At 64.6% G+C, this 24,158-nt stretch carries 25 protein-coding genes; 8 read left to right on the top strand and 17 right to left on the bottom strand.

Annotation, left to right across the window (positions count from 1 at the left end; translation table 11 throughout):
- Positions 1-29 precede the first annotated feature (29 nt).
- The 9 genes from NRG74_RS21945 to ffh form a co-directional block, all read right to left on the bottom strand.
- The gene (locus NRG74_RS21945) at positions 30-1,334 is read right to left on the bottom strand and encodes a homoserine dehydrogenase (protein ID WP_257705336.1); all 1,305 of its coding nucleotides are present in this window, start codon (positions 1,332-1,334) and stop codon (positions 30-32) included.
- Positions 1,335-1,397: 63 nt separating this feature from the next.
- Positions 1,398-2,123, bottom strand: coding sequence for a thioredoxin fold domain-containing protein (locus tag NRG74_RS21940; protein WP_257705335.1), 726 nt, complete (start codon positions 2,121-2,123; stop codon positions 1,398-1,400).
- A 62-nt stretch (positions 2,124-2,185) separates the two neighbouring features.
- Complete coding sequence (gene xerD / locus NRG74_RS21935; protein WP_017640793.1) at positions 2,186-3,076, bottom strand: site-specific tyrosine recombinase XerD; 891 nt, start codon at positions 3,074-3,076, stop codon at positions 2,186-2,188.
- Positions 3,073-3,486: an acyl-CoA thioesterase gene (locus NRG74_RS21930; RefSeq protein WP_017640794.1), complete on the bottom strand. Its 414-nt coding sequence runs from the start codon at positions 3,484-3,486 to the stop codon at positions 3,073-3,075. The genes xerD and NRG74_RS21930 overlap by 4 nt, the downstream gene beginning before the upstream one ends.
- 65 nt (positions 3,487-3,551) lie before the next feature.
- Positions 3,552-3,902 carry a 50S ribosomal protein L19 gene (gene rplS, locus NRG74_RS21925; protein ID WP_007160957.1) on the bottom strand — a complete coding sequence of 117 codons (351 nt, stop codon included), beginning with the start codon at positions 3,900-3,902 and terminating at the stop codon, positions 3,552-3,554.
- 42 nt (positions 3,903-3,944) lie between these two features.
- Complete coding sequence (gene trmD / locus NRG74_RS21920) at positions 3,945-4,682, bottom strand: tRNA (guanosine(37)-N1)-methyltransferase TrmD (protein ID WP_257705334.1); 738 nt, start codon at positions 4,680-4,682, stop codon at positions 3,945-3,947.
- Between the two features lie 3 nt (positions 4,683-4,685).
- On the bottom strand, positions 4,686-5,222 hold the full coding sequence (gene rimM, locus NRG74_RS21915) for a ribosome maturation factor RimM (protein ID WP_257705333.1): 537 nt from the start codon (positions 5,220-5,222) through the stop codon (positions 4,686-4,688).
- Between the two features lie 5 nt (positions 5,223-5,227).
- Positions 5,228-5,476: a 30S ribosomal protein S16 gene (rpsP, locus tag NRG74_RS21910; RefSeq protein ID WP_017640797.1), complete on the bottom strand. Its 249-nt coding sequence runs from the start codon at positions 5,474-5,476 to the stop codon at positions 5,228-5,230.
- Positions 5,477-5,726: 250 nt separating this feature from the next.
- Positions 5,727-7,106, bottom strand: a complete 1,380-nt coding sequence (ffh, locus tag NRG74_RS21905; protein WP_007160953.1) for a signal recognition particle protein — start codon at positions 7,104-7,106, stop codon at positions 5,727-5,729.
- 421 nt (positions 7,107-7,527) lie between these two features.
- Between ffh and NRG74_RS21900 the strand changes: the two genes are divergently transcribed.
- Positions 7,528-8,328 carry a cytochrome C assembly family protein gene (locus NRG74_RS21900; protein WP_017640798.1) on the top strand — a complete coding sequence of 267 codons (801 nt, stop codon included), beginning with the start codon at positions 7,528-7,530 and terminating at the stop codon, positions 8,326-8,328.
- A gap of 188 nt (positions 8,329-8,516) precedes the next feature.
- Positions 8,517-9,821: an MFS transporter gene (locus NRG74_RS21895; RefSeq protein WP_017640800.1), complete on the top strand. Its 1,305-nt coding sequence runs from the start codon at positions 8,517-8,519 to the stop codon at positions 9,819-9,821.
- Between the two features lie 58 nt (positions 9,822-9,879).
- Here NRG74_RS21895 and purT read toward each other — a convergent pair whose 3' ends face one another.
- The 3 genes from purT to NRG74_RS21880 form a co-directional block, all read right to left on the bottom strand.
- Positions 9,880-11,061: a formate-dependent phosphoribosylglycinamide formyltransferase gene (purT, locus tag NRG74_RS21890; RefSeq protein WP_257705323.1), complete on the bottom strand. Its 1,182-nt coding sequence runs from the start codon at positions 11,059-11,061 to the stop codon at positions 9,880-9,882.
- A gap of 21 nt (positions 11,062-11,082) precedes the next feature.
- Positions 11,083-11,280 (bottom strand): DUF1289 domain-containing protein, encoded by a 198-nt coding sequence (locus tag NRG74_RS21885; RefSeq protein WP_068383470.1) that lies wholly within the window; start codon positions 11,278-11,280, stop codon positions 11,083-11,085.
- Between the two features lie 265 nt (positions 11,281-11,545).
- Positions 11,546-12,133: a CoA pyrophosphatase gene (locus NRG74_RS21880; protein WP_017640803.1), complete on the bottom strand. Its 588-nt coding sequence runs from the start codon at positions 12,131-12,133 to the stop codon at positions 11,546-11,548.
- Positions 12,134-12,260: 127 nt separating this feature from the next.
- Between NRG74_RS21880 and NRG74_RS21875 the strand changes: the two genes are divergently transcribed.
- Together NRG74_RS21875 and NRG74_RS21870 are read left to right on the top strand one after the other, a co-directional pair.
- The gene (locus NRG74_RS21875; protein ID WP_064307865.1) at positions 12,261-12,815 is read left to right on the top strand and encodes an NUDIX hydrolase; all 555 of its coding nucleotides are present in this window, start codon (positions 12,261-12,263) and stop codon (positions 12,813-12,815) included.
- Between the two features lie 130 nt (positions 12,816-12,945).
- Positions 12,946-13,419 (top strand): L,D-transpeptidase family protein, encoded by a 474-nt coding sequence (locus tag NRG74_RS21870; protein ID WP_437181204.1) that lies wholly within the window; start codon positions 12,946-12,948, stop codon positions 13,417-13,419.
- A 163-nt stretch (positions 13,420-13,582) separates the two neighbouring features.
- Here NRG74_RS21870 and NRG74_RS21865 read toward each other — a convergent pair whose 3' ends face one another.
- Genes NRG74_RS21865 through NRG74_RS21850 form a run of 4 tightly spaced genes read right to left on the bottom strand, consistent with a single transcriptional unit; the run spans position 13,583 to position 17,034 of the window.
- Positions 13,583-14,737, bottom strand: coding sequence for an ABC transporter ATP-binding protein (locus NRG74_RS21865; RefSeq protein WP_231356022.1), 1,155 nt, complete (start codon positions 14,735-14,737; stop codon positions 13,583-13,585).
- 10 nt (positions 14,738-14,747) lie between these two features.
- The gene (locus tag NRG74_RS21860) at positions 14,748-15,407 is read right to left on the bottom strand and encodes an ABC transporter permease (protein ID WP_257705318.1); all 660 of its coding nucleotides are present in this window, start codon (positions 15,405-15,407) and stop codon (positions 14,748-14,750) included.
- 4 nt (positions 15,408-15,411) lie between these two features.
- The gene (locus NRG74_RS21855; RefSeq protein WP_017640808.1) at positions 15,412-16,314 is read right to left on the bottom strand and encodes a glycine betaine ABC transporter substrate-binding protein; all 903 of its coding nucleotides are present in this window, start codon (positions 16,312-16,314) and stop codon (positions 15,412-15,414) included.
- 9 nt (positions 16,315-16,323) lie between these two features.
- The gene (locus NRG74_RS21850; RefSeq protein WP_017640809.1) at positions 16,324-17,034 is read right to left on the bottom strand and encodes an ABC transporter permease; all 711 of its coding nucleotides are present in this window, start codon (positions 17,032-17,034) and stop codon (positions 16,324-16,326) included.
- 722 nt (positions 17,035-17,756) lie between these two features.
- On the opposite strand from NRG74_RS21850, the gene NRG74_RS21845 reads away from it, so the two are divergent.
- The 4 genes from NRG74_RS21845 to NRG74_RS21830 all read left to right on the top strand — a co-directional run bounded on the left by NRG74_RS21845 (position 17,757) and on the right by NRG74_RS21830 (position 22,460).
- Positions 17,757-17,948, top strand: coding sequence for a hypothetical protein (locus NRG74_RS21845; protein WP_143075287.1), 192 nt, complete (start codon positions 17,757-17,759; stop codon positions 17,946-17,948).
- A 319-nt stretch (positions 17,949-18,267) separates the two neighbouring features.
- Positions 18,268-19,314, top strand: coding sequence for a glycoside hydrolase family 5 protein (locus NRG74_RS21840; RefSeq protein WP_257705316.1), 1,047 nt, complete (start codon positions 18,268-18,270; stop codon positions 19,312-19,314).
- Between the two features lie 294 nt (positions 19,315-19,608).
- Positions 19,609-20,784, top strand: a complete 1,176-nt coding sequence (locus tag NRG74_RS21835; RefSeq protein ID WP_017640812.1) for an acyltransferase family protein — start codon at positions 19,609-19,611, stop codon at positions 20,782-20,784.
- Between the two features lie 92 nt (positions 20,785-20,876).
- The gene (locus tag NRG74_RS21830) at positions 20,877-22,460 is read left to right on the top strand and encodes a peptide chain release factor 3 (protein WP_257705310.1); all 1,584 of its coding nucleotides are present in this window, start codon (positions 20,877-20,879) and stop codon (positions 22,458-22,460) included.
- A gap of 74 nt (positions 22,461-22,534) precedes the next feature.
- Here the strand turns inward: NRG74_RS21830 and rmuC are convergent, their stop codons facing one another.
- Entirely contained in the window at positions 22,535-24,118 is a 1,584-nt protein-coding gene (rmuC, locus tag NRG74_RS21825) for a DNA recombination protein RmuC (protein ID WP_017640814.1), read from the bottom strand.
- Positions 24,119-24,158 lie beyond the last annotated feature (40 nt).

Genomic DNA, 24,158 nt, shown 5'->3' with positions numbered 1-24,158 from the left:
GACGGCGGCGCCGGGCGCCGCCAGGCTGCTCAGTTCAGGTGCTCGACACGGATGCGGACGACATCGCCGACGACGTCATCGAGGGCTTCCAGCGCGGTGATGGCCTCGACCATGTGGCGCTCCGTCACGCGGTGGGTCAGCAGGATCATGGGCACCAGGCCGTCATGTTCCTCGGCTTCCTTCTGCATGATGGACTCGATGTTGATGCCGCGCGCCGAGAGGATGCTCGCCACCTGGGCCAGCACGCCCGGGTGATCCTTGGCCTGGATACGCAGATAGTAGGCGCTCTCGCAGGACTCGATCGACAGCACCGGATGGTCGGACAGCGCATCGGGCTGGAAGGCCAGGTGCGGTACGCGATTCTCGGGATCCGAGGTCATGGCGCGAACCACGTCCACCAGGTCGGCCACCACCGCCGAGGCGGTCGGCTCCTGGCCGGCACCGGCGCCGTAGAACAGCGTCGAGCCGACGGCGTCGCCATTGACCATCACCGCGTTCATCACGCCGTTGACGTTGGCGATCAAGCGATCGGCCGGGATCAGCGTCGGGTGCACCCGCAGCTCGATGCCCTGGTCGGTGCTGCGCGCCACGCCCAGGTGCTTGATGCGATAGCCCAGCGCCTCGGCGTAGCCGACATCGGCGGTGGTCAGGCGGGTGATGCCCTCGGTGTAGGCCTTGTCGAATTGCAGCGGAATGCCGAAGGCGATGGAGGCCAGGATGGTCAGCTTGTGGGCAGCATCGATGCCTTCGACGTCAAAGGTCGGATCGGCCTCGGCATAGCCCAGCGCCTGGGCTTCGGCCAGGACATCGGGAAAGGTGCGACCCTTCTCGCGCATCTCGGAGAGGATGAAGTTGCCGGTGCCGTTGATGATGCCGGCCACCCAGTTGATGCGGTTGGCGGCCAGGCCTTCGCGCAGCGCCTTGATCACCGGGATGCCGCCGGCCACCGAGGCCTCGAAGGCGACGATCACGCCCTGCTCACGTGCCTTGGCGAAGATCTCGTTGCCATGCACGGCGATCAGCGCCTTGTTGGCGGTGACCACGTGCTTGCCGTTGGCGATGGCGCGCAGCACCAGTTCGCGGGCCAGGGTGTAGCCGCCGATCAGCTCCACCACCACGTCGATCTCGGGATTGTCGGCCACCGCCAGGACCTCGGCGGTGATCGGCGTACTGCCGGTATTGCACTGGGGATTGGGTCGGCGCTGGGCGATCTGCGCCACCTCGATACCCCGTCCGGCGCGCCGGGCGATTTCCTCGGCGTTGCGCTTGAGTACGTTGAAGGTCCCGCTGCCCACGGTACCCAGACCACAGATGCCTACTTTGACCGGCTTCACACCCTTATCCCCATGTCGTATGGGACCGCTCCGCGGCCCCGTTCATAGCTCTGATTGAGACGCCTAGCGGGCGCCGATTGCCGCTTCCGCCAGCTGGTCGGCCGGCTGGTAGCCCGGGATCATCTGGCCATCGGCGAGAATGATCGCCGGCGTGCCCTGGATACCCATGTTCTGCCCCAGCGCGAATTGCTGGGCGACCGGATTCTGGCAGCTCTCGGACTTGACCTCACGGCCGGTGAACATCTGGTTCAGCGCCGCCGGCTTGTCCTTGGCGCACCACACCGCCTCCAGCTGCTTGGAGCCCGGCGAGCCCATGCCCTGGCGCGGGAAGGCCAGGTAGCGCACCTCGATGCCACGCTTGTTCAGCTCGGGCACCTCGGCGTGCAGCTTCTGGCAATAGGGGCAGGTGGTGTCGGTGAAGACGGTGATGTGCGCCTTGGTCTCGCCCTGGGCGGGATAGATGATCATCTGGTTGCGGTCGAGGCCGTTGATCTGCCGCGCCACGGCAACGTTCTCGGCCTTCTCGGTCAGGTTGGAGGCCTTGCCGTCCTTGACCTGGTACAGATAGCCCTGCATGACGAACTGGCCGTCGCCGCTGGCATAGAGCACCCGGCCGCCCTTGAGCTGGACCTGGTAGAGACCTTCCAGCGGACTCTTGGCGATGGACTCGATGGCGAGATTGGGCTGCAGCGCGGTCAGGCTCTGACGAATGGCCTGCTCAGGTTCGGCCTGAGCCAGTTGCACGCCGAGCCCCAGGCAAGCGGCGAGCAACAGTTGGGAAATACGCATGTTTGACTCCTGTTGAGACGCCGGCAAGCCTACCACAGACCTGCCGGCTACGGCGGTGGGCCCTAGCCGCGCGGATGGTGCTGGGCGTGCAGTTGCTGCAGCCGCACGCGGGCGACGTGGGTGTAGATCTGGGTGGTGGACAGACTGGTATGGCCGAGCAGCATCTGCACCGTGCGCAGATCCGCGCCGTGGTTGAGCAAATGGGTGGCGAAGGCGTGCCTCAGGGTATGCGGTGACAGCGAAGTGCGGATGCCCGCCACCTGGGCATGCAGCTTGATGCGGTGCCAGAAGGTCTGCCGGGTCATGGGCGTGCCCCGCTGGCTGGGAAAGAGGATATCGCCGGGCTGGCCGCCCAGCAGCAGCGGGCGCGCGGTCTTCAAATAGTCTTCCAGCCAGGCGATGGCCTCTTCGCCCAAGGGGATCAGCCGCTCCTTGCTGCCTTTGCCGAAGACCCGCAACGAGCCCTCGCGCAGGTTGATCTCGTCCAGGGTCAGGCTGATCAGCTCGGTCACCCGCAACCCGGTGGCATAGAGCACCTCGAGCATGGTGCGATCGCGCAGGCCCAGGGTGTCTTCGGTATCTGGTGCGGCCAGCAGGGCTTCCACGTCCGCCTCTGACAGGCTCTTGGGCAGCGGCGCGCCCAGTTGCGGCATGCTCACCAGCAGCGTCGGGTCCTCGGCGACCCGCCCCTCGCGCACGGCATACTTGTAGAAGCTGCGCAGACCGGAGAGAAAACGCGCCGTGGAGCGCGCCTGGTAGCCCTCGCTCAGGCGCCAGCCGAGGTGATCGAGCACGGCGTCGCGACCCAGGTTCTCCAGGGTCAGTCCCCTGCCCTCCAGCCAGCGGGCGAAGGCCAGCAGATCGGTGCGATAGGCGCTGCGGGTATGGGGCGACAGTCCCTTTTCCAGCCACAGGGCGTCGAGGAATTCCTCGATCAGCCGTTCGGCGCTCACGCGGCGAAGCCTGGCAGCAGCGGCGTCGGCTTACCCTCGTCATCGACCGCGACAAAGCTGAAGGCGCCGTTGATGGCGCGCTCGCGCCCTTCCGCCAGCATGCCTTCGACGAACACCTCCACCTGCACCTTGATGCTGGTGTTGCCAACCTTCACCACCCGGCCGATCAGCTCGACGATGGAGCCGGCGGGAATGGGGTGGTTGAAATCGATCCGGTCGGTGGAGACCGTGACCAGCGGCTTGCGACAGAAGCGCGTCGCGGTGATGAAGGATACCTCGTCCATCCAGGCCAGGGCAGTGCCGCCGAACAGGGTGTCGTGATGATTGGTGGTGGGCGGGAACACTGCCTTGGCCACCCGGGTTTCCGACAGCGCCGTGCGCCGCTGGATTTCCGCTTCGCGGGTCGTCATGTCTTACCTCGAACCTCAGAAACGAAAAAAGCAGCCGAAGCTGCTTTTTTCTGGTCACGCCGCGATCAGGAAAGCTTTTCCTTGATGCGGGCAGCCTTGCCGGACAGCTCGCGCAGGTAGTACAGCTTGGCCTTACGCACGTCACCGCGACGCTTGACGCTCAGGCTGTCGACCAGCGGGCTGTAGGTCTGGAAGGTACGCTCGACGCCAACGCCGTTGGAGATCTTGCGTACGGTGAAGGCGCTGTTCAGGCCGCGGTTACGCTTGCCGATCACCACGCCTTCGAAGGCCTGCAGACGCTGACGGTCGCCTTCCTTCACCTTAACCTGGACAATCACGGTGTCGCCGGGGGCGAACGCCGGGATTTCTTTGTTCATCTGCTCAGCTTCGATCTGGGCAATGATTTTGTTGGTCATGTCACTCTGCTCCTAAGACAGGCCGCGGCCCGCCATCGATACCTAACTATCGTTCCGCTGACGAAGGTATTCCGCCAACAGGTTCTGCTCTTCCCCAGAAAGCGAGCGGCTATCCAGAAGATCGGCGCGTCGCTCCGCAGTGCGTCCCAGGGACTGCTGCAGGCGCCAGCGCCGGATATGCTCGTGATTACCACTGAGCAACACGTCGGGTACGCGACGGCCCTCGTACACCTCGGGTCGGGTGTAGTGCGGGCAATCGAGCAGGCCGTCGGTAAACGAGTCCTGCTCGGCGGAATCCACATGCCCCAAGGCTCCGGGCAGCAGTCGCGTAACCCCATCGATCAGCACCATGGCCGGCAATTCACCGCCGGACAGCACATAGTCGCCAATCGACCATTCTTCATCCACGTGCGTCTCGATGAAACGCTCGTCGATGCCTTCGTAACGCCCGGCGATGAGGATCAGATGCTCCTCCTGCGCCAGTTCCCGTACCGCCGCCTGGTCGAGCGTGCGACCCTGGGGCGACAGGTAGATCACCTTCGCCGCCGAATCACCCTTGGCATCGGCCAAGGCACGCTCCAGCGGCTGGATCTTCATCACCATGCCGGGACCGCCGCCAAAGGGCCGGTCGTCCACGGTCTGGTGGCGATCCTCGGTATAGCTGCGCGGGTTGTAGCAGGTCAGCTCCAGGAGCCCCTGCTTCATCGCGCGGCCGCTCACGCCATAGGCGCTGACGGCCTCGAACATCTCGGGAAAGAGGCTAATGACATCGATACGCATGGATCAGAAATCCGCGTCCCAGTCGACCTGCATCTCACCCTTGGCCAGATCCACCGCCAGCACGTACTGGTCGGGCAGATAGGGCAACAGACGCTCACGATCGTCGAGGCTGCCAGCACTGGGCTTGACCACCATGACGTCGTTGGCCCCGGTCTCCAGCAGATGATCCACCACACCCAGCCACTGGCCTTCGCGATTGATCACCTTGAGACCTTCCAGCTGATGCCAGTAGTAGTCACCGGCGCCCAACTGGGGCAATTCACTGCGCGGCACGCAGATCTCGAAACCGGCCATCAGCCGGGCTTCTTCGCGATCGTCCAGGCCCTGCAGCCGTACCGTCAGGACCTTGCCGTGCAACCGACCGCCGAGCACCTTGACCTGCCGGGTCTCGCCTTCGCGCCGCAGCGTCCAGGTCCGATAGTCCAGCAGATTGTCGAGCGGATCGGTAAAGGAGTAGATCTTGAGCTCACCACGTACGCCAAAGACCGAAACTATCTTGCCCAGGACCACCAGGTCGGGGGCGGAGGTCGGCGTACTCATGGTCTTCAGGCGGTAGCCTGAGCGCTCTTCAGCAACTGAGCGACGCGCTCGGACGGCTGGGCGCCCTGCGACAGCCAGTAGCTGGCACGCTCTTGGTCCACCGACAGACGGATTTCGGCGCCGCTGGCCACCGGGTTGAAGAAACCGATGCGCTCGACGAAACGACCATCACGCGCATTGCGGCTGTTGGTCACGGTCAGGTGGTAGAAGGGGCGCTTCTTGGAGCCGCCACGGGCTAGACGGATGGTTACCATTGAACTTCGTTCCTGTAGTCGGTGCTTGTAGCTGTGGGCACACTGGGCCACATGGCCCGAAAGGCCGCATATTCTAAGGGCTGTCACCCGGTTTGCCAATGGCTTTAAACGGTACCCTCGGCATTGCGGCAGCCTGGAGACTCCAGCAGCGGAGCCTCATCGCTCGCGAAGGTGCATCAGCACTGGTGCCAACGCCCCACGCAGAGCCCTTTCCAATGCCGGCCATCTGGCGACGGGCGGCACCGGGAAATCACATCTTGGGCATGCCGCCGCCAGGGAACATGCTGCCCATGCCGCGCATCATCTTGGCCATGCCGCCCTTGGCGGTGACCTTCTTCATCATCTTCTGCATCTGCTTGTGCTGCTTGATGAGGCGGCCGACGTCCTGCACCTGGGTACCGGAGCCCAGGGCGATGCGCTTCTTGCGCGAGCCGCTGATCAGTTCCGGATCGCGGCGCTCGGCCGGGGTCATGGAGTCGATGATGGCTTCCATCTGCTTGAAGTGCTTTTCCGCCGCGCCCTGGGCGTTGCCCATCTGCTGGATGTTCATGCCACCCATCATGGTCGGCAGCTTGTCCATCAGCGAACCCAGGCCGCCCATGTTCTTCATCTGGCGCAGCTGATCGCGGAAGTCCTCGAGATCGAAGCCCTTGCCCTTCTTGAGCTTCTTGGCCAGCTTGTCGGCCTTCTCGCGATCCAGGGTCTGTTCGGCCTGCTCGATCAGCGAGAGGACGTCGCCCATGCCGAGGATGCGCGAAGCGACACGGTCCGGGTGGAAGGGATCGAGGGCTTCGCTCTTCTCGCCCATGCCGATGAACTTGATCGGCTTGCCAGTGATGTGGCGGACCGACAGGGCGGCACCGCCACGGGCGTCACCGTCGACCTTGGTCAGGATCACGCCGGTGAGCGGCAGGGCGTCGTTGAAGGCCTTGGCGGTGTTGGCGGCGTCCTGACCGGTCATGGCGTCGACCACAAACAGGGTCTCGGCCGGCTTGGTGGCAGCGTGGACCTGCTGGATCTCCGCCATCATCTCGCTGTCGATGTGCAGACGACCGGCGGTGTCGACGATCACCACATCGATGAATTTGAGCTTGGCTTCGCGAATGGCGGCCTGGGCGATCTCCACCGGCTTCTGGCTGATGTCGGAGGGAAAGAAGGTGACCCCCACCTCCCCGGCCAGTGTTTCCAGCTGCTTGATGGCGGCCGGACGATAGACGTCGGCGGAGACGACCATGACGGTCTTCTTCTTGCGCTCCTTGAGGAAGCGCGCCAGCTTGCCCGCGGTGGTGGTCTTGCCCGCGCCCTGCAGACCGGCCATGAGGATGACCGCCGGCGGCGCCACGTTGAGCGCCAGGTCTTCGTTGGCCGCGCCCATGATGGCTTCGAGTTCGGCGCGCACGATCTTCACGAAGGCCTGGCCCGGGGTCAGGCTCTTGGACACCTCGGTGCCGACCGCCCGCTCCTTGACCCGGTTGACGAATTCCTTGACCACCGGCAGGGCGACGTCCGCCTCGAGCAGCGCCATGCGCACCTCGCGCAGGGTGTCCTTGATGTTGTCTTCGGTGAGCTTGGCCTTGCCGGTAATGTGGCGCAGGCTTTGGGACAGGCGGTCTGTGAGATTCTCGAACATGCGGACATCCAGGGCAGAAACGGCGGCTGACCGACAAGTATAACGAAAGACCGCCTGACCAGGGATAGCCGCTGGGGCCGGTTACCGCGTGAATCCGTCAGCAGCGCCCGCTTTGGCGAGCAGCTGAGGAAGCAAGGACAGGCACCGGCATCAGGGCCGGTGCCCGAGGGGACGGGATCAGAAAATCAGCGAGAAGATGCCGATGACCACCACCAGGCCGATCAGAAAGATGATGCCCATGGTACCGCCGAGAAATTTAAGCATGGTCGCGACCTCTTCTAGATATGTACTTCATGGGACCACCCGACAGCGGCCAGGGTTCGCCCGATCCAGCCAGCCAGCACCAGGGCGTGGCTCGGACTTTCTGTACCGCCCTGTCTGTGCCACACTCGCCTGCTTTCCGCTCTGCTGAAACCGGACCATGCACGCCCTGCTGCCCACCCTCCTGGCCGCTGCCCTCTATCTGCTCGCGACCCTCTACCAGGGCAGTTGCCTGCTGCGCAAACAGCCGTCGAGCAAGCCCCTGGTCCTGGGCGCCGGCATCCTGGCCCTGCTGCCCCATGCCCTGGCCGTCTATCTGCAGCTGATCCTCGAACCGACCCTCAGCCTGGACTTCTTCGACGCCTCCAGTCTGATCTCGGCGACCGCCATCGCCCTGATGCTGATCGGCTGCCTGCGCATGCCGCTGCAACCCTTGCTGGTGCTGATCTATCCCCTCGGCGCCATCACCGCGCTGCTGGCCGAATTCGTACCGCCCGGCACCGTGACCCCGCTGGACGTCTCGCCCAAGATCGTCGTGCACGTGCTGCTGTCGATCATCGCCTACGGCCTCTTCACCCTGGCGGTGCTGCAGTCGCTGCTGCTGCTGATCCAGGATCGCCAGCTCAAGAACAAGCATCCATCCGGCCTGATCCGCAGCTTTCCCCCGCTGCAGACCATGGAAAGCCTGCTGTTCGGCTTTCTCTGGGCCGGCTGGGTGGTGCTGTCGCTGTCGCTGATCTCCGGCTGGTTCTTTGTCGAGGACATGTTCGCCCAGCACCTGGTGCACAAGACGGTGCTCTCCTGCATCGCCTGGGTGGTGTTCGGCATCCTGCTGTGGGGGCGCAATCGGCTGGGCTGGCGCGGCCACCGGGCGATCCGCTGGACCCTGCTGGGCTTCATCCTGCTGATGCTGGCCTACTTCGGGAGCAAGCTGGTGCGGGAATTCATCCTGCATCGTTGACAGTCCTCATTCCGCTACCTGCATAATCAGACGACCGAACCACGTTCGGCGCGACCCGGCCAACAGCCAGGTCGCGCCCGGCACGTCATAACAGGTCGTCACGCCCGTCCCCATCCTCGGACAGCCGCTGCCCCATCGGGCCGCTCCGGCAGACGCCTCCTACAAAAACGACTGCCCGGTATCTCTGCATGTCCACAACCGCTGCCGCCTTCGACGCGCCCACTTCCGTGCCGCGCAATTCCCCCACCCGCGTGGCCACCGCCAGCTTCATCGGCACCGCCATCGAGTTCTACGATTTCTATGTCTATGCCACGGCCGCGGCCCTGGTGATCGGCCCGGTGTTCTTTCCCCAGGGCTCGGGCATGGCCCAGACCCTCAGCGCCTTCATCACCTTTGGCATCGCCTTCCTGGCGCGCCCCCTGGGTTCGCTGCTGTTCGGCCACTTCGGCGACCGCATCGGCCGCAAGTCCACCCTGGTGGCCTCGCTGCTGCTGATGGGTATCTCCACCACCCTGATCGGCCTCCTGCCCGGCTACGCCAGCATCGGCGTCTGGGCGCCCATCCTGCTGTGTCTGCTGAGATTCGGCCAGGGCCTGGGACTGGGTGGCGAATGGGGTGGTGCGGCGCTGCTGGCCACCGAGAACGCCCCGCCCGGCAAGCGCGCCTGGTTCGGCATGTTCCCCCAGCTCGGCCCCTCCATCGGCTTCCTCATGGCCAACGGCCTGTTCCTGGCTCTGGCGCTGCTGCTGGACGACGAGCAATTCCGCGCCTGGGGCTGGCGCATTCCCTTCCTGCTCAGCGCGCTGCTGGTGGTGGTCGGCCTCTATGTGCGGCTGTCGCTGCACGAGACACCGGTGTTCGCCGAGGCCATGGCCCGCCGCGAGAAACTGCGCCTACCCATGGTCGAAACCTTCGGCAAGCACGGCAAGGCGGTGCTGCTGGGCGCCCTGAGCATGGTGGTGTGCTACGCCCTCTTCTACATCTCCACGGTGTTCTCGCTGAGCTACGGGGTGAAGAATCTTGGTTACAGCCGGCAGGAATTCCTCGGCCTGCTGTGCATCGCGGTGCTGTTCATGGCCCTGGCCACGCCGCTGTCGGCCTGGCTGGCGGATCGCTTCGGCCGCAAGCCAGTGCTGGCGGTGAGCGCCATCGCCGCCCTGCTGTCGGGCTTCGCCATGGAGCCGCTGCTGACCCATGGCTCCAGCCAGGCGGTCGGCCTGTTCCTGGCGCTGGAGTTGTTTCTCATGGGCATGACCTTCGGCCCCATGGGTGCCCTGCTGCCGGAAATCTTCCCGACCCAGGTGCGCTACACCGGCGCCTCGGCGGCCTACAACCTGGGCGGCATCCTTGGCGCCTCCCTGGCGCCCTATGCCGCGCAGCAACTGGTGGAAGCCGGCGGCCTGAGCTGGGTGGGCGGCTACGTCTCGGCGGCGGCGGCCATCAGCCTGCTGGCGGTGCTCTGCATGCGCGAAACCCGCGATCAGTCACTGTAGATTCTTCAGCGCATGAAAAAGGGCCCCGCAGGGCCCTTTTTCGTGGCGCGAGACGGCGTTACAGCTCGACCTTCACCGCCTGGGAAGCACGCACGGCCTTGGCGCGCGCCGCCTCGATGCTTTCGTCGCGAGCCAGGGCCACGCCCATGCGCCGCTGCCCCTTGACCTCCGGCTTGCCGAACAGGCGCAGCGCGGTGTCGGGTTCGGCCAGGGCCGCGCCGAGGTTGCCGAAGGCGGTCTGCCGCGACTCGCCGTCCACCAGGATCACCGCCGAGGCCGAGGGGCCGAACTGGCGGATGGTAGGGATCGGCAGACCGAGGATAGCGCGGGCGTGCAGGGCGAATTCGGACAGGTCCTGGGAGATCAGGGTCACCAGACCGGTGTCATGGGGACGTGGCGAGACTTCGCTGAGCCAGACCTGGTCGCCCTTGACGAACAGCTCCACGCCAAACAGGCCGCGACCGCCCAGGGCCTCGGTGACGGCGCGAGCGACCCGCTCGGATTCGGCCAGAGCCTTGTCGCTCATGGCCTGGGGCTGCCAGGACTCGTGGTAGTCGCCCTTGACCTGACGATGCCCGACCGGTGCGCAGAAGGCGGTGCCGCCGACATGGCGCACGGTCAGCAGGGTGATCTCGTAGTCGAAGTCGACGAAGCCCTCGACGATCACCCGGCCCTTGCCGGCGCGACCGCCTTCCTGAGCGTACTGCCAGGCGGCCTGCAGCTCATCGGCGCTGCGCAGCAGGCTCTGGCCCTTGCCCGAGGAACTCATGATCGGCTTGACCACGCAGGGATAGCCCAGCGCCTCGGCGGCGGCGGCGTAGTCTTCGTAGGTATCGGCGAAGTGATAGGGCGAGGTGGGCAGGCCCAGCTCCTCGGCGGCGAGGCGACGGATGCCTTCGCGATTCATGGTCAGCTGGGCCGCGCGGGCAGTGGGCACCACGGTGTAACCCTCGCCTTCCAGCTCCACCAGGGTGGCGGTGGCGATGGCTTCGATTTCCGGCACGATGAAGTGCGGCTGCTCGCGCTCGATCACCGCGCGCAGGGCGGCGCCGTCGAGCATGTCGATGACGTGGCTGCGGTGGGCGACCTGCATAGCCGGGGCATCGGCGTAGCGATCCACGGCGATGACCTCGACGCCCAGACGTTGCAGCTCGATGACGACTTCCTTGCCCAGTTCGCCGGAGCCGCAGAGCAGCACGCGGGTGGCGCTGGGGGACAGGGGGGTACCGATACGGGGCATGACAGATCTCTCCGGCTGATATCAGGTCAGGAAGGCCGCACCGCCCGCCCGCGCCCGCTCGTCGCAGCGCACCAGCACCTCGCGGCGCTCGCTGTCGCTCATGGACATCCAGCGGGTGATCTCGGCGGCGCTGCGCTGGCAACCGATGCAGATGTCCTGTTCGTCCAGGGCACAGACATGGACGCAGGGCGAACGCACGGGTGAATTGGCGGTGGTCATGCGGCTTCCCTCGAATGGCCGCGCATTGTGCCCGTTAACGTCCGACTTGGCATGTGCCTTTACCTTGTCGCTAGGCTCTGCACGAAAAGGCCTGCGCTCGGTGATGCTTCGTTGAAAAACGCCTGGATCGCCAGCCCGGCCTGGGCGGCCCCGTCGCAATGCTCATTTACCACTCGTAAACTCGTTCGCGAGCACGGTCCGCTTCCTCAGCGCTTTTCTCCTCGCCTGACCTTCGCTCGGCGACTTTTCGTACAGAGCCTACCGCTCAATCCCGCCTGGGCGGTGCCTTGAGCACGATACCGGCGTCGTACAGCAGGTTGACCAGCTCGACGATGATCACCGCGGTCAGTCCCCAGATGCGGTGCTCGCCATACTGATAGCTGGGCACCTGCCAACGCAGGCCGTCGTGGTCGACCCTGAGGGTGTAATCCGGCGGCACCTCGCAGAAGAACTGCAGGGGCACGGTAAAGATCGCGGCGATCTCGGCTTCGCTGGGGACGTATTCGAGCTGATCGGGAATCAGGGCGACGATGGGCGTCACCGCCAGGCCGTAGCGTGACACCAGCGGACTCAGGGGCGCGATCACCTCCACCAGGCCTGGCGGCAGCCCGACCTCTTCCTCGGCCTCGCGCAGGGCGGTGGCGATCAGATCGACGTCCTCGGGATCGCGCCGGCCGCCCGGCAGGGCCACCTCGCCGCCATGGGTGGACAGGTTGCTGGCCCTCAGGGTGAGCAGCAACTCGGGATGCTCGCCACGAATGATGGGCACCAGCACCGCCGCTTCCTGATGGTTCTCGGTGCCGCTCAGGGTGCGCGGCCGATAGTGACGCAGGCGCTGGAGCAACTCATCCACGCCGGAATTCTCCCTTGCTCATCGTATCCCCTGGATCATGGCACGCCCGCCGGGCAATCCCAAGCCCAGCCATCGCTTGCGAGGCCCGCGACCGCCCCGGCACACTGCAGCAAAACGAGGATGAACCATGAAGCATTGCAACCACTGTGGCGGCCTGCTGGAAGAACGCATTCCGGCGGGCGACAACCGCATGCGCCTGGTCTGCAGCCAGTGCGGCGCGGTGCATTACCAGAACCCACGGGTGGTGGCCGGCTGCCTGGCGACCTGGGAAGGCCGGGTGCTGCTCTGCCAGCGCGCCATCGAGCCGCGCAAGGGCTACTGGACGCTGCCGGCGGGCTTCATGGAAAACGGCGAGACCACCACCGAGGCCGCCGCCCGCGAGACCTTCGAGGAAGCCGGCGCGCAGGTGCAGGACCTGGAGCTCTATACGCTCTTCGATCTGCCGCACATCGACCAGATCTACATGCTGTTCCGCGGCGAGCTGGTCGACGGACGCTTTGGCGTCGGCGAGGAAAGCCTGGACGTGCGCCTTCTGGACGAAGCCGACATCCCCTGGTCGTCTCTGGCTTTTCCGACCATCAAGCGAACACTAGAATGCTTTTTCGCTGACCGCCGCCGCGGCGAGTTTTCACTGCGCCATGAGGGCATGGCGCCCATGGTGGTCGCACCCAAGCCTGCCTAAGGGCCTGTTCAACGTCTGCTCGCGAGACCTTGAACAGGCTCTGAGCTCTTCCGAGGATCTTCTCGACATGCGTCCGTTGCACCTGTTGTTGGCGCTCTGCTATGTGCTGTGCGGTTCGTTGCTTCCCCAGCTGGCCCAGGCCAGTACCAGCGTCACGGTGATCCGCCAGCCGGCCGCGCCGCTGATCGACAAGGTGCTGGTCATCAAGTCGCGCAATCAGCTGCAACTGCTCAGCGGCGACACCGTGATGAAGTCCTACCGCATCTCGCTGGGCAAGAATCCCCGCGGTCCCAAGCTGCGCGAGGGCGACAAGCGCACCCCGGAAGGCTTCTATTGGATCGACTGGCGCAAGACCAGCGACAAATTCAACCTGGCCATGCACATTTCCTATCCCAATCGTGAGGACCTGGCGCGCGCCAGCCAGGCCGGCGTGCGTCCCGGCAGCATGATCATGCTGCACGGCACCCCCATCGACGAGGAGTACCCGGAGTGGTACTTCAACTCGCTGAACTGGACCGAGGGCTGCATCGCCCTGACCAACCACGACATGCGCGAGGTCTGGGGGCTGGTCAAGGACGGCACTATGATCGAGATCCGCCCTTGAGAGCCTATCCAAAGGCTGCTGCGCGTCGGCCAGACTGCGTTGAAAAGGCCTTCGGAATGCTCATTTACAATTCGTAAACTCCGCTTCCTCAGGCCTTTTCGCCTTGTTTGGCTCTAGCTCGCGAGCCTTTGAACAGCCTCTGCGCCGCTAGGCTTCCCGTGCCCTACCCCGCCACCTGCTCCGCGGGCGAGACGATGGTGGTCTTGCCCCGCGAACGACCACTGCTGAGGTAGTCGGCGATGGATTCCTGGGTGACCTCGCCGAGGAAGTCGTTGTCGGCGCTGAGTACCGGCAGCCAGGAAGTGTTGAACTGGTACATGCGCGACAAGAGGATGCGCAGGTGCTCGTCAAAGGCCGCGGTGGCCTTGAACGGGGTGACGAAGGGCGCCACCGGCCCGCTCTGACCGCGCAGGTCGCGGCGGCGCACGTAGCCCAGGCCCTTGTTGGCCGCATCCGTCACCACCAGGTAGCGGCGATCGTGCTCTTCCATCAATTCCACGGCATCGCCGATCAGCGTCTCGGCCTGGATCGCGGGCGCGTTGTCGGCGGCGTCCTCGGCACGAATCAGCAGCAGCCGCTTGAGGGTGCTGTCCTGGCCGACGAAGTTGCTGACGAACTCATCCTTGGGATGGGCCAGCAGGGTGTCCGGATGATCGAACTGCACCAGGCGCCCGCCGCGGAACACGGCGATCTTGTCGCCCAGGCGGATGGCCTCGTCGATGTCATGGCTGACCATGATCACCGTCTTGTTCAGCGCGCGCTGCATCTGGAAGAACTCGTTCTGGATGGCGTCGCGGTTGATCGGGTCCACCGCGCCGAAGGGCTCGTCCATCAGCAACAGCGGCGCCTCGGCCGCCAGGGCACGGATCACCCCGATGCGCTGCTGCTGGCCACCGGACAGTTCGCGTGGATAGCGCGACAGGTACTGCTTGGGCTCCAGCTGCACCATGCTCATCAGCTCGGTGGCGCGCTCGCGGCATCTCTTCTTGTCCCAGCCCAGCAGCTTGGGCACCACGGTGATGTTTTCCTCGATGGTCATGTTGGGGAACAGACCGATCTGCTGGATCACATAGCCGATATGGCGCCTGAGGGTCACCTCGTCGATGCCGGTGGTGTCCTCGCCGTTGATCAGTACCCGCCCCGAGGTGGGCTCGATGAGGCGGTTGATCATCTTCAGGGTGGTGGTCTTGCCGCAGCCGGAGGGGCCGAGGAAGACGCAGATCTGGCCCTCCTCCACGGTGAGGCTCACGGCATCCACCGCGGTCACGTCCTTGCCGTGCTGCTTGAAGGTCTTGGTCAGGCGGTCGAGTTCGATCATCTGGGGCTCCTTAAAGGGCGCTGCGCAGGCCGCGCGGGGTGAGGCGGCGTTGCAGCCACTGCAGGACGAGGTCGGCGACGATGGCCAGCAGGCTGACCAGCACGGCGCCGACGATGAGGGTGGCCATGTCACTGCGGCTGATGGCGGTGAGGATGAGCACGCCCAGGCCGCCGGCGCCGATGGTGGCGGCGATGGTCATGACACCGATGTTCATGACTACGGCGGTGCGTACCCCGGCGAGGATCACCGGCAAGGCGATGGGCAGTTCGACCATGCGCAGGCGCTGCCAGAAGGTCATGCCGATGCCGGCGCCCGCTTCGCGAATGCCGGGCTCGACGCTGGTCAACGCCAGGTAGGTGTTTCTCAGGATCGGCAGCAGCGAATAGAGGAACACCGCGGTGATGGCCGGCAGCGGACCGAGGCCTTGGCCAAACTTGGAGTAGAAGGGCAGCAGAAGGCCGAACAGGGCGATCGAAGGCAGCGTCATGACCACCGTGGCCACCGCCTGCAGCGGTCCGGCCAGCTCGGGGTAGCGGGTCATGAGGATGCCCAGAGGCACGCCTACCAGGATCGCCAGGGTCACGGCGATGCCCACCAGGGTGATGTGCTGGCGGGTCAGGTCGAGGACCTGCAGCCAGTCGATGTGATTGAAGGAGGTGACGAAATCCATGGGGTCATTGCCCTCCGCTTAGGGGGTGCTGGGCGAGAAAGTCGCGGGCCACCTGGGCCGGCGTCTGCCGCTCGATGTCCACCTTGGCGTTGAGCTGGCGCATGGTGGCCTGATCCAGGCTTTCCGCCAGGGGCCTCAGCAACGCGGCGAGATCCGGGTGCTTGGCCAGGTACCCGGCGTTCACCACCGGCGCGGCGGTGTAGTCGGGGAAATAGCCCTTGTCGTCTTCCAGCACCTTGAGCTTGAAGGCATCCAGGCGGCCGTCGGTGGTGTAGACCAGTCCAGTGAACACCTGGCCGTTGCGCAGCGCGGTATAGACCAGTCCCGGATCCATCTGGCGGATGTCGTCACGGGTGTAGTTCAGGCCATAGGCCTTGACCAGGCCGGCGAGGCCGTCGGAACGGTTGGCGAATTCGATGTCCAGCGCGGTCAGGTGGCGCTTGCCGGCCTCGGCCTTGAGCAGCCGGGCCAGGTCGCTGATGCTGTTCAGCTCGGGATGCTGCTGGGCGACCTTTTCCGGCAGCGCCAGGGCATAGGTGTTGTTGAAGCGGGTGGGCGCCAGCCAGGCCAGCCCGACCTTGGCGTCCAGTTCCTTGACCCGCTGGTAGGAGGCGTCCTTGTCCAGCCGCTCGGTGACATGGTTGTAGGCCACCAGCGAGGTACCGGTGTATTCCCAGGTGAGGTCGAGCTGGGCGTTCTTCACGCCGTTCCAGGCGATGGTGCTGCCCAGGCCGCCGACGATCTCCGGCTGGTAGCCGTGCCTGGACAGGTACTGCCCGGTGAGCTCGGCGAGAATGGCCTGCTCGGTAAAGACCTTGGCACCGATGCGGATGGGCTCGGCCTGGGCACCACTGGCCAGCGCCAGTCCGAACCAGGCGGCGCCCAGGGCGATAAGCAACTTCTTCATCTCGTCTCCTTAGCGGGCCAGGCCGCGTTCCAGCCAGAGGCGACTGGCGAGCAGCACCAGGCCATCCAGCAGCAGCGCCAAGAGCGCCGTAGCGGCCGCGCCCAGCAGCAGCTGTGACTGGTTCTCCAGGGCGATGGCGGGAAAGATCAGACTGCCCAGGCTGTTGGCGCCGATGAGAAACACCAGCGGCGTGGTGCCGACGTTGATCGCCAGGGCCACCCGCACCCCACCGACGATGATGGGCACGGCATTGGGCAACTCCACCTTGGTCAGCACCTGGGTGGGGGTCATGCCGATACCGGTGGCCGCTTCCTTGAGCGAGCCCGGCACGTTCTTCAGCCCCTCGTAGGTGTTGCGCACGATGGGCAGCAGCGAAGCGAGAAACAGCGCCAGGATCGCCGGCCCGTCACCGATGCCGACGACGCCCAGGGCGATGGCCAGCACCGCGAGCGGCGGCACGGTATTGCCGATGTTGAACACCTGCATGAAGCGCTCGGCACTGCGGGCGAAGCGCGGCCTGCTGAGCAATACCCCGGCGGGAATGCCCACCAGCAGCGCCAGGACCATGGAGACGGCCACCAGGTAGAGGTGGGCCTGGAGATAGAACAGCAGATCCGCGCGATAGGTACTGAGGGTATCCCTACCGATCCAGTGCACCAGCAGTGCCAGGATCACCACTCCCACGGCCGAGCCGAGCAGGAGGGTCTTGAACTTCGCCATGTCAGGCTCCTTCAACGGGCGGACAGGCCGCATGCCTTCCGAGTGCGGACCTCGCGACAGGGGCGAGGCGCAGGACGGCTGTCCGGGTTCAGGGTCGAGACACAGCAGGGCATGGCGGGTATGCCGGCTGGACCAACGGGGCGGTGCGGATCTCGGGATCTGCCTAGCCCTTGGGTGTCGCTCTCTCGTAGCGACATGGCGCTTTGCCTCGACCGAAGAGATTGACGTCCATCGCAGTCGATAGTTCGTCAGCTCCTTTTCAGGCTAACCCAATAGACTCGCTCAATGCCAACCCAATCGCGGAAAGCGACACACCTTGACAGGGTGAAAGGCCCAGGCGAGAGGCTCGGATACCCGGAGAAAAGCGAGAATCGCGTGCTAGAGCAGCCGGCGAATATGTGACGATAAATTTAATACCTTTACTGTTAGCTGCTTTGCAGACTCGACGCGATATCTGTCACAGATGCCACGGCAGACCGGCTCGGTTTCGTGGAGCGTGACACAGCTCAGCTGACGTACGGTCATAACTGAAACATCTTTGTGTGAGCCAGTGCGATGCCGATGTTTTGGCACCTCTTTATCATGCCGACGAGTGGCTGACGCTTTGAGGGATCATTCAGCCATAACACGGTCAATAGGTGGCCCAGTGATAGCACCAAGCGCCGTTTCTGGAACCGCTATAAAAACAGACTATTCACCGAGCTAACTTCAAAGGGAACGTTATGAATGACATGACGGCTTGTGCATCGTTGGACTCCGCTGTTCTATCCTCTACCCCCGTAATGCTGCTGCAACCCAAGGTGGAAAACTGGGTGGTGGTGTATGCGCACGGTGGCCTGATCGCCGACTTCGATGACGAGGCCTCAGCCCGCCGCGAAGCCGAGCAGTGGGCTGGAATCTGCCTGCGTCGCTAAAGACCGCTTTCGAATGATCTGCCTGCGCCATGGAAAGATGGAAAGCAGTCACAGGCAGTTCATTGCTCGCTCCAATGCCCTTTCCCTCCGTTCGGCTGATCGTCCCTCCCGGATCTAGACCCCGCGTCGTCCTGGCACAGGCTAACTCCCAGCCCTACCTAGCTCGCATTTCTGCGGCTTTCGCCTGGCATTAACGTCGCCTGGCGCACCTTCTGAGCAATACAGCGCAACTTCCTGACGTCTCTTCGGGCCTCATGGCGAATCGGGTCACCGCGACCCGTGCTCCTACCGTCTTCCGTCACTGTCCGGGACCTTGCCGATGACGCTACGCCTGAAAACCGCTCTCACGACCCTGCTCACTCTCCTCTGCCTGACCATCGTGCCGGCCACCCGTGCCGATACGCGTGACTTCCCCACCGATCTGGTCGGACTGAACTTCTCCGGTGCCGGCTTCGCTCCTCATGTATTGCCGGGCAAGCCCGGCACCAACTACTTCTTTCCCGACGCCGGTCACTACCGACGCTGGGCTGCCAAAGGCATCCGCGTGATCCGCTTCCCGGTCATCTGGGAACGCCTGCAGCCCCGCCTGGGGCAGCCGCTGGATCCTGCCTATGCCAAGCTGATCGATAAGACCCTGGACAACGCCAAGCGCTATCGCATGCACGTGATCCTGGATCTGCACAATTACATGAGATACCGCGGGCAGATCATCGGCAGCGCGGCAGTGCCTTACCCGGCCTATGCCGATGTCCTGCAGCGGATCGCCCAGCGCTGGCACGAGCACCCCGCCCTCGCCGCCTACGACATCATGAACGAGCCCCACGATGCGGTTGAGCAGTGGCCGATCGCGGCGCAGCACGGCATCGATGCGGTACGCGACGTGGACCGGGCGCGCCCGATCCTGATCGAGGGTAATGGCTGGTCCAGCAGCTATCTATGGCCGCGCTACAACGCCAAGCTGCTTGGCCTCAAGGACCCGGCCGACAACCTGATCTATTCGGCACACGTCTATTTCGACAACGACGGTGGCGGCAAATACCTCAAGAAGGACATGACCGACTTCGACCCGGACGTCGGCATCCGCCGGGTCGAGCCCTTCATCGCCTGGCTCAAGCAGCACGGCAAGCGTGGCCACATCGGTGAATTCGGCGTACCGGACAACGATCCCCGCTGGCTGGCGGCAATGGACCGGCTGCTGGCCCGTCTGCGCAAGGAATGCATTCCGGCCATGTACTGGGCAGCCGGCCCCAACTGGGGCGACTATCCGCTGGCGATCGAGCCGGTCAAGGGCAAACCCCGACCGCAATGGACCGTGCTGCAGAAGTACGTGAAGCCGGCCGACTGCACCGACCTGGGTCCTCGCTGAGACAAGGGCGCCACGGCCGAAGCCGAACGGCGCCCACTGCCACCCGTCAGCGATTTGCCTGAAAACAGGTGATTGCCGTCACAAAAGCCAGGGCCATGGACGGCCAGGCAAGAACTTGCTGGCTTTATGCGATCAAATTGTTACAGCAAGTAATAGTTCGACTATTAAGATGCTTGCACGACCACAAGAGCTAGGATGCCATGCCACCGTTCACCCCTCTGCTCCCTTCTCTTTCCCCCTAGCGGCTGCGCTGCCTCCGCTTGCCTCGTCCTGCTGCACCGTCAGGGAATTCCCATGGAAAGATTCGTCGCTCTGGATAGCTTTCGCGGTCTATTGGCCGTCGCCGTTGTCCTCTTCCACACCTATGTCGCTCAGGCTGCCTCGGAAAATCCGCTGATAGCCAATGCCTACCTGTTCGTCGAATTCTTCTTTGTGCTGAGCGGCTTCGTGCTGATGCACACCTACGAAAATCGGCTGCGCACCCTGGACGACTATCGCGACTTCGCCATCAGTCGCTCGGCGCGGATCCTGCCACTGCACCTGGCCATGCTGGGCCTCTATGTGCTGCTGGAGAGCGGTCGCCTGTTGGCGGAAAAACTGGGGATCGGCTTCAACGATCCGGCCTTCAGCGGCGCCACCGCGCCCGAACAATTCCTGCCCAATCTGCTGCTGCTGCAATCCTGGCTGGGCGAGGCCATCACCGGCTCCTTCAACTACCCCTCCTGGAGCATCAGCATCGAGTACTACCTCTATCTGGTATTCGGCTTGCTGGTACTCAAGGGCCAGGGTCATCAGCGCCAGTGGTTCCTGGCGATCGCCCTGCTGGCCTTCGTGCAGCTGTTGTTTCCCATCCTGCCGCTGAAGACCGAGATCTTTCGTGGCCTGTCGTGCTTTTTCGCCGGCGCCTGCACCTATCGCCTCTATGTCTGGATCAAGCAGCACAATCAGGGGCAATTCGGTGGCACCCTGCTGGAGCTGGCGTGCCTGATCGCGGGTGTCGCGGTGATGACCTCGGATCTGCCGGTGCCCAAGAAGGGCGTGCTGGCGACCCTGGTGTTCTGCGTCACCATCCTCACCTTCGCCTTCGAGCGCGGCCTGGTCTCCAGCGTGCTGCATCAGGGGTTCTTCGTCCGCCTGGGCGTACTGTCCTACTCGATCTACCTCTGCCACGCCGCGGTGATCTTCGTGTTCAAGAGCGCCTTCATCGTGCTGGGCAAGCTGCTGCACCATGATCTCACGGTGGTGGCGCCCTCCCATGATGTGCCGGTGCCCTTCATGATCCGCTACATCGCCACCGGCAGCCCCGTGCTGGACAACCTGGTGGTACTGCTGGAGCTGGGAGTGGTCTTCGCCTTCGCCTGCCTGACCCACAGGTACATCGAGATCCCGGGCATGGCCCTGGGCAAGCGTCTGGTCCGCCGCAAACGCACCCCACCCTGCTGCGACGGCACCATCCAGCCGCAGCGCTGAGCGGAGCCCCGGCAGCCCCACCGACCCAAGTCGGTGGGGCTGCGCTCTGCTATACTCCGCCCCCTCTTTTTTCTTCCCGCCCAGGTTCATCCATGACCACCCAGGCCGCCGAAGTCGCCAAGCGCCGTACCTTCGCCATCATTTCCCACCCCGACGCGGGCAAGACCACCATCACCGAAAAGCTGCTGCTGATGGGTCAGGCCATCGCCGTCGCGGGTACGGTGAAGTCGCGTAAATCCGATCGCCATGCGACCTCCGACTGGATGGAGATGGAAAAGCAGCGCGGCATCTCCATCACCACCTCGGTGATGCAGTTCCCCTACCGCGAGCACATGATCAACCTGCTCGACACCCCCGGCCACGAAGACTTCTCCGAAGACACCTACCGCACCCTGACCGCGGTGGATTCGGCGCTGATGGTGCTCGACGGCGGCAAGGGCGTCGAACCTCGCACCATCGCCCTGATGGACGTCTGCCGCCTGCGCGACACCCCCATCGTCAGCTTCATCAACAAGCTCGACCGCGACATCCGCGACCCCATCGAACTGCTCGACGAGATCGAGGCGGTGCTCAAGATCAAGGCCGCCCCCATCACCTGGCCGATCGGCAGCTACCGCGACTTCAAGGGCGTCTATCACCTCTCGGACGACCGCATCTACGTCTACACCCCCGGCCATGGTCACGAGCGCATCGCCACCAAGACCATCGACAAGCTGGACTCCGATGAAGCCCGCGCGCACCTGGGCGATCTCTACGACCGCTTCGTCGAGGAGCTGGAACTGGTACAGGGCGCCTGCCACGAATTCGATGGCGAGGCCTTCCTGCGTGGCGAGATGACTCCGGTGTTCTTTGGTACAGCCCTGGGCAACTTCGGTGTCGACCAGGTGCTCGACGCCGTGGTGGATTGGGCCCCGCGCCCGCTGTCGCGCGCCGCCCACGAGCGGGTGGTGGAGCCGGTGGAAGAGAAATTTTCCGGCTTCGTGTTCAAGATCCAGGCGAACATGGACCCCAAGCACCGCGACCGCATCGCCTTCATGCGCATCTGCTCGGGCAAGTACGAGAAGGGCATGAAGCTGCGCCACGTGCGCATCAAGAAGGACCTGAAGATCGCCGACGCCCTGACCTTCTTCTCCAGTGAGCGTGAGCACCTGGACGAGGCCTTCGCTGGCGACATCATCGGTCTGCACAACCACGGCACCATCCAGATCGGCGACACCTTCACCGAAGGTGAGCTGCTGGGCTTCACCGGGATCCCGCACTTCGCCCCGGAACTGTTCCGCCGCGTGCGGCTCAAGGATCCGCTGAAATCCAAGCAGCTGCGCCAGGGTCTGCAGGAACTGGCCGAGGAAGGCGCCACCCAGGTGTTCTTCCCCGAGCGCAACAACGACATCGTGCTGGGCGCGGTGGGCGTGCTGCAGTTCGACGTGGTCGCCAGCCGACTGAAGGAAGAATACAAGGTGGAGTGCGCCTACGAGGCCATCAACGTCTGGTCGGCGCGCTGGATCGAGTGCGATGACAAGAAGAAGCTCGAAGACTTCAAGAACAAGGCCTTCGAGAACCTGGCGATGGATGGCGGCGGTCACCTCACCTACCTGGCGCCAACCCGGGTCAACCTGGCGCTGATGGAAGAGCGCTGGCCGGAGATCAAATTCCGCGCCACCCGCGAGCACCACTAAGCGCTATCGTCCTGACCGGTGCGCCTGATACCGGTCAGGCGTACCTGCCCTCCCCCTGAACCCGTAGCGCCAGCTCAGCCCTGGTCGGAAGATTCGGCGGCGGCTTCCAGTTCGACCATCGTCAGCTCCAGCTCCGCCCGCTCGGTCCACTGACCGTCCAGTTCGGTGCGTACCGCCACGCCCAGTTCCTTGAAGTCGGCCACCTGCTTGACCAGGTTACCCGGGCCGCCCACCAGTTGGCCGCAGGCCTTGCGATAGGCTTCGCCGGCTTTGTCCAGACTCTTGCCGATGCCGTCCATGCTGCCGAGAAAGGTACGCAGCTTGTCGTAGACCTTGCCCGCGCGCTCGGCCAGCTCGGCGGTATGGCGATTCTGGTCCTCGAAGCGCCAGAGCTGGCGGACGATGTTGAGGCTGGTCAGCAGGGTGGTCGGCGTGGCCACCAGCACGTTCTGCTCGATGGCGCGCTGGAACAGGCTCTCGTCGGCCTTGAGCGCTTCGACGAAGGCCGATTCGATGGGAATGAAGAGAAAGACCATCTCCGGCGAATTCAGCCCCGGCAGGCTGAAGTACTCGCGATCGGCCAGCTCGCGGATGCGGTCGCCCACGGCGCGCACGTGCTCGCCCAGGGCCAGGCGACGCTCGCCTTCGTCCTCACTGTTGACGTAGCGGGTATAGGCATTGAGCGACACCTTGGCGTCCACCACCAGGTGCTTCTTCTGCGGCAGATGGACCAGCACGTCCGGCCGTCGCCGCCCGGTCTCGGTGGTGAAGCTGCGCTCGCGGACGAAGTCGCGACCCTCGCGCAGGCCGGAACGCTCCAGCACATTTTCCAGGATCAGTTCACCCCAGTTGCCCTGGGCCTTCTTCTGGCCGCGCAGGGCGGTGGCCAGGTCATGGGCTTCCTGGGTGATCTGCCGGTTGAGCTCCTTGAGATCGAGCAACTGCTGGCCGAGGGCCGCCTGCTGCTGGACATCCTTGTGGTGGATGTCCTCGACCTTGGCGCGAAAGCCTTCGATCTGCTCGCGGAACGGCCGCAACAGCGCATCCAGCGATTGCTGGCTGTGCTGGGCGAAGGCCTGGCCCTTGGCGTCGAAGATGCGTCCGGCCAGTTGTTCGAATTCCAGCTTGAGTTGCTCGCGACTCTCGCGCAGCAGCAGCTGCTGCGCCTGGAAGTGCTCTTCCTTCTGCTCCAGGGTGGTCCTGAGCGTCGCATGCTCTTCGGCCAGACGCGCATGGCGCTCCTGTACCTCGGCGTGCAGCTGTTGCTCGCGGTGCTGGCGTTCGCGCAGTTCGGCGAGCTGCTCCTGGCTACCCTGCAGCTGGGCGCGGGCGGCCTCGGCCAGGGCGTGTTGTTCGGCGGCCTGCAACTGGGCCTGGCGGGTCTGCTGGCGCAACTCGGCTTCCAGCTCGCGATTGGCCTCCAGTTGGCGCTGCAGGGCGGCGGTGCGTTCGCGCTCGGCGCCCAACTCCACCACCTGGCGACCGTTGGCCAGCTCGGCCCGCTGCAGGTCGTCGCGCAGCATGTCGTAGCGCTCGGCGGCGCTGTCGAGTTGCTGTTGCAGATAGCGCTGGCGCCCGGTCAGCCAGACGGCCGAACCCGCCCAGCCGGCCAGCAGCAACAGGGGAAGCACAAGGGAAACGAAAGGCAGGGAAGTCATGGCGCTCTCATCGCGGACGGCTCCCCTCACCTTAGGCAGG

This window comes from Pseudomonas oryzihabitans, assembly GCF_024652905.1.
GTDB classification, from domain to species: Bacteria; Pseudomonadota; Gammaproteobacteria; order Pseudomonadales; family Pseudomonadaceae; genus Chryseomonas; species Chryseomonas benzopyrenica.
Note: the sequence above shows the minus strand (reverse complement) of the source record. Positions and strands in the feature narration are given on the sequence as shown.